At 54.9% G+C, this 5442-nt stretch carries 3 rRNA genes; all 3 read right to left on the minus strand.

Features of this window, described 5'->3' with window-relative positions:
• Positions 1–7: 7 nt before the first annotated feature.
• The 3 genes from rrf to AAEX57_RS16070 all read right to left on the minus strand — a co-directional run bounded on the left by rrf (position 8) and on the right by AAEX57_RS16070 (position 5177).
• Positions 8–124: ribosomal RNA gene (gene rrf, locus AAEX57_RS16060) — 5S ribosomal RNA — on the minus strand.
• 107 nt (positions 125–231) lie between these two features.
• A 23S ribosomal RNA gene (locus AAEX57_RS16065) occupies positions 232–3333 on the minus strand.
• A 324-nt stretch (positions 3334–3657) separates the two neighbouring features.
• A 16S ribosomal RNA gene (locus tag AAEX57_RS16070) occupies positions 3658–5177 on the minus strand.
• Together the 16S, 23S and 5S rRNA genes form the textbook arrangement of a ribosomal RNA operon.
• Positions 5178–5442: the final 265 nt, after the last annotated feature.

Below are 5442 nucleotides of genomic sequence, written 5' to 3' on the forward strand. Positions count from 1 at the left end.
TTTGTAAGTCCGGCGGTGTCCTAGTCTCCCACAGAGTCCCCCCTGCAGTACCATCGGCTCTAAAAGGCTTAACTTCCGGGTTCGGAATGGGACCGGGTGTTTCCCTTTTGACATGACCACCGAAACACTATTGAAATATCAGTCTCACAACCAACCCACCACACCAGGTGTGGTGAACGGTTCCCGACCGTATCTCGGGAACAACACAGTGGACGCGTAACATCTTTGTAGGAATACAAGCCCTCGGCCTATTAGTATCGGTCAGCTCCACACATTGCTGTGCTTCCACATCCGACCTATCAACCCCGTGGTCTACAGGGGGCCTTACCAACTTAACATTGTGGGAACCCTCATCTTGAAGCGTGCTTCCCGCTTAGATGCTTTCAGCGGTTATCACTTCCCAACGTAGCCAACCAGCCGTGCTCTTGGCAGAACAACTGGCACACCAGAGGTTAGTCCGTCCCGGTCCTCTCGTACTAAGGACAGCACTTCTCAAGATTCCTACGCGCGTAGTGGATAGGGACCGAACTGTCTCACGACGTTCTAAACCCAGCTCGCGTGCCGCTTTAATGGGCGAACAGCCCAACCCTTGGGACCGACTCCAGCCCCAGGATGCGACGAGCCGACATCGAGGTGCCAAACCATGCCGTCGCTGTGAGCGCTCGGGCAAGATCAGCCTGTTATCCCCGGGGTACCTTTTATCCGTTGAGTGACGGCGCGTCCACATGCCACCGTCAGATCACTAGTCCCGACTTTCGTCCCTGCTCGACCTGTCGGTCTCACAGTCAAGCTCCCTTGTGCACTTACACTCAACACCTGATTGCCAACCAGGATGAGGGAACCTTTGGGCGCCTCCGTTACCTTTTGGGAGGCGACCGCCCCAGTCAAACTACCCATCAGGCACTGTCCCTGAACCAGATCATGGTCCTAGGTTAGATATCCAGAACAGCCAGAGTGGTATTTCAACGATGACTCCACAACCACTGGCGTGGCCGCTTCACAGTCTCCCACCTATCCTACACAAGCTGTACCGAACACCAATACCAAACTATAGTAAAGGTCCCGGGGTCTTTCCGTCCTACTACGCGTAACGAGCATCTTTACTCGTACTGCAATTTCGCCGAGTTCATGGTGGAGACAGCGCCCAAATCGTTACTCCATTCGTGCAGGTCGGAACTTACCCGACAAGGAATTTCGCTACCTTAGGATGGTTATAGTTACCACCGCCGTTTACTGGGGCTTAAGTTCACCGCTTCGACGTGCGTCTAACAGTTCCCCTTAACCTTCCAGCACCGGGCAGGAGTCAGTCCGTATACATCCTCTTTCAAGTTGGCACGGACCTGTGTTTTTAGTAAACAGTCGCTTGGGCCTGGTCTCTGCGACCCTCAACGCCTTCACCAGCAAGTGGCTCAACGCATCAGGTCCCCCTTATCCCGAAGTTACGGGGGTATTTTGCCGAGTTCCTTCACCATGATTCTCTCGATCGCCTTGGTATTCTCTACCTATCCACCTGTGTCGGTTTAGGGTACGGGCGGCTCACAACTCGCTCACGAAGCTTTTCTAGGCAACATAGGATCACCCACTCACCAGAAAAATCTGGCTCCTCATCATGTCTCAGGCACACAGACGGCGGATTTGCCTACCGTCAACCCTACACACTTGACCCGGGACAACCATCGCCCGGGATGGGCTACCTTCTTGCGTCCCTCCGCAGCTTGCCTACTACACCCTCGGTTCACAGACTCACCACCACATCACCCGAAGGATCCGTGACAGCTCGCGTGCTTAGCATCAGATGATTCAGCATGGACGTTGTTTCGCCGGTACCAGAATATCAACTGGTTGTCCATCGACTACGCCTGTCGGCCTCGCCTTAGGTCCCGACTTACCCAGGGCAGATTAGCTTGACCCTGGAACCCTTGGATATTCGGCGGACGGGTTTCTCACCCGTCATTCGCTACTCATGCCTGCATTCTCACTCGTGTGCTCTCCACGACTGGGTCACCCCGCCGCTTCACCGCGCACACGACGCTCCCCTACCCACCCACACACCTGCCCCGAAGGGAGGTTAATGTGTGAGTGCCACAGCTTCGGTGGATAACTTGAGCCCCGCTACATTGTCGGCGCGGAATCACTTGACCAGTGAGCTATTACGCACTCTTTCAAGGGTGGCTGCTTCCAAGCCAACCTCCTGGTTGTCTGCGCAACTCCACATCCTTTTCCACTTAGTTATCGCTTAGGGACCTTAGCTGATGATCTGGGCTGTTTCCCTCTCGACTACGAACCTTATCGCCCGCAGTCTCACTGCCACGCTCTCACTTCCCGGCATTCGGAGTTTGGCTGATTTCGGTAAGCTTGTGGGCCCCCTAGACCATCCAGTGCTCTACCTCCGGAAAGAAACACGCGACGCTGCACCTAAATGCATTTCGGGGAGAACCAGCTATCACGTAGTTTGATTGGCCTTTCACCCCTATCCACAGCTCATCCCCTCGGTTTTCAACCCAAGTGGGTTCGGTCCTCCACGACGTCTTACCGTCGCTTCAACCTGGCCATGGATAGATCACTACGCTTCGGGTCTAGAGCGTGCGACTATACCGCCCTGTTCGGACTCGCTTTCGCTACGGCTACCCCACACGGGTTAACCTCGCCACACACCACTAACTCGCAGGCTCATTCTTCAAAAGGCACGCCGTCACCCCGAAGGGCTCCGACGGATTGTATGCGATCGGTTTCAGGTACTATTTCACTCCCCTCCCGGGGTACTTTTCACCTTTCCCTCACGGTACTTGTCCGCTATCGGTCACCAAGGAGTATTTAGGCTTAACGGGTGGTCCCGCCAGATTCATGCGGAATTTCAGGGGTTCCGCACTACTTGGGGTAACACTCACAAGTGACCAGCATACGACTACGGGACTATCACCCGCTACGGTCCAGCTTCCCAACTGATTCGCCTTCACTGATCATTTCTCACTTGCCGGCAGGATGACAGTCCTACCAAAGTGGCCCCTCAACACCGCATGTGCAACACCTGTCAGCTATCACACACACACGGTTTGGCCTCCTCCGCTTTCGCTCGCCACTACTCACGGAATCACGGTTGTTTTCTTCTCCTGTGGGTACTAAGATGTTTCACTTCCCCACGTTCCCTCCAACTACCCTATACATTCAGGTAGAGGTTGCCGGACACAACTCCGGTAACTTCAAGGTTTCCCTATTCGGAAATCCCCGGATCACAGCTCGTTTACCAGCTCCCCAGGGCTTATCGCAGGTTACAACGTCCTTCATCGGCTCTTGGTGCCTAGGCATCCACCGATCGCACTTAGTAGCTTGTAAAATCCTACAAAGATGCTCGCGTCCACTGTGCAGTTCTCAAAATACGGGCGACACCACAACCAACCACCGCACAACACGGCTTCGATCCATGGCTCGACTCAGAAGGCGCCACAACGTGACCGACCCCTCAGAACCCCAACAGCGTGTCACACCCACACCCCACAAACCCCCACATTCCACACCCAAAAGGGCAGTACTAGCACGAATCCACACGATATGAATGCATCAGTCAATGTTCCACAATCCAGAGCCACCACGGCCACAAACACATGCTGTGGAACCGGGTGAATGACAAGACCCGAAAGCCCTGTACATGCTCCTTAGAAAGGAGGTGATCCAGCCGCACCTTCCGGTACGGCTACCTTGTTACGACTTAGTCCTAATCACCAGTCCCACCTTCGACAGCTCCCTCCCACAAGGGGTTGGGCCACCGGCTTCGGGTGTTACCGACTTTCATGACTTGACGGGCGGTGTGTACAAGCCCCGGGAACGTATTCACCGCAGCGTTGCTGATCTGCGATTACTAGCGACTCCGACTTCATGGGGTCGAGTTGCAGACCCCAATCCGAACTGAGACCGGCTTTTTGAGATTCGCTCACCCTTACAGGCTCGCAGCTCATTGTACCGGCCATTGTAGCATGCGTGAAGCCCTGGACATAAGGGGCATGATGACTTGACGTCATCCCCACCTTCCTCCGAGTTGACCCCGGCGGTCTCCAATGAGTCCCCACCATAACGTGCTGGCAACATTGGACGAGGGTTGCGCTCGTTGCGGGACTTAACCCAACATCTCACGACACGAGCTGACGACAGCCATGCACCACCTGTATACCGACCAAAAAGGGGCACCCATCTCTGGATGTTTCCGGCATATGTCAAACCCAGGTAAGGTTCTTCGCGTTGCATCGAATTAATCCGCATGCTCCGCCGCTTGTGCGGGGCCCCGTCAATTCCTTTGAGTTTTAGCCTTGCGGCCGTACTCCCCAGGCGGGGTACTTAATGCGTTAGCTGCGGCACGGACCACGTGGAATGTGACCCACACCTAGTACCCACCGTTTACGGCGTGGACTACCAGGGTATCTAAGCCTGTTTGCTCCCCACGCTTTCGCTTCTCAGCGTCAGGAAAGTCCCAGAGAACCGCCTTCGCCACCGGTGTTCCTCCTGATATCTGCGCATTCCACCGCTCCACCAGGAATTCCGTTCTCCCCTAACTTCCTCTAGTCTGCCCGTATCAGAAGCAGGCTCAGTGTTAAGCACTGAGTTTTCACTTCTGACGCAACAAACCGCCTACAAGCTCTTTACGCCCAATAATTCCGGACAACGCTCGCACCCTACGTATCACCGCGGCTGCTGGCACGTAGTTGGCCGGTGCTTCTTCTACGCATACCGTCACTTTCGCTTCGTCTGCGTTGAAAGCGGTTTACAACCCGAAGGCCGTCATCCCGCACGCGGCGTTGCTGCATCAGGCTTGCGCCCATTGTGCAATATTCCCCACTGCTGCCTCCCGTAGGAGTCTGGGCCGTATCTCAGTCCCAATGTGGCCGGTCGCCCTCTCAGGCCGGCTACCCGTCGAAGCCTTGGTGAGCCACTACCTCACCAACAAGCTGATAGGCCGCGAGCCCATCCCAATCCGCCGGAGCTTTCCAACAACCACCATGCGGCAGAAGCTGAATATCCAGTATTAGCCACCGTTTCCGGCGGTTATCCCAGAGACTGGGGCAGGTTACTCACGTGTTACTCACCCGTTCGCCACTCGTGTACCCCGAAGGGCCTTACCGTTCGACTTGCATGTGTTAAGCACGCCGCCAGCGTTCGTCCTGAGCCAGGATCAAACTCTCCGTTGAAAAATATCGACAACCACCCAAAAAGATGGCAACGTCGTCACATCAACAAGCTCAACCACTGACAAATCAGAAACAAATTCTGACAATCAATAATCTACTCAAAGAAACCATAACCACCACAACAAACCCCCAAAAAAGGGATCCACTGCAATAGCCACGGGTAAAACTTGGCATTGACTTTAGACACGCTGTTGAGTTCTCAAGTTTCGGGCACAACCCGCACATCCAACCATCCGGTCTTCCGCTTGGGGCAACTCGATCAAGC

Source organism: Luteococcus sp. H91 (assembly GCF_038433135.1).
Classification (GTDB): domain Bacteria; phylum Actinomycetota; class Actinomycetes; order Propionibacteriales; family Propionibacteriaceae; genus Luteococcus.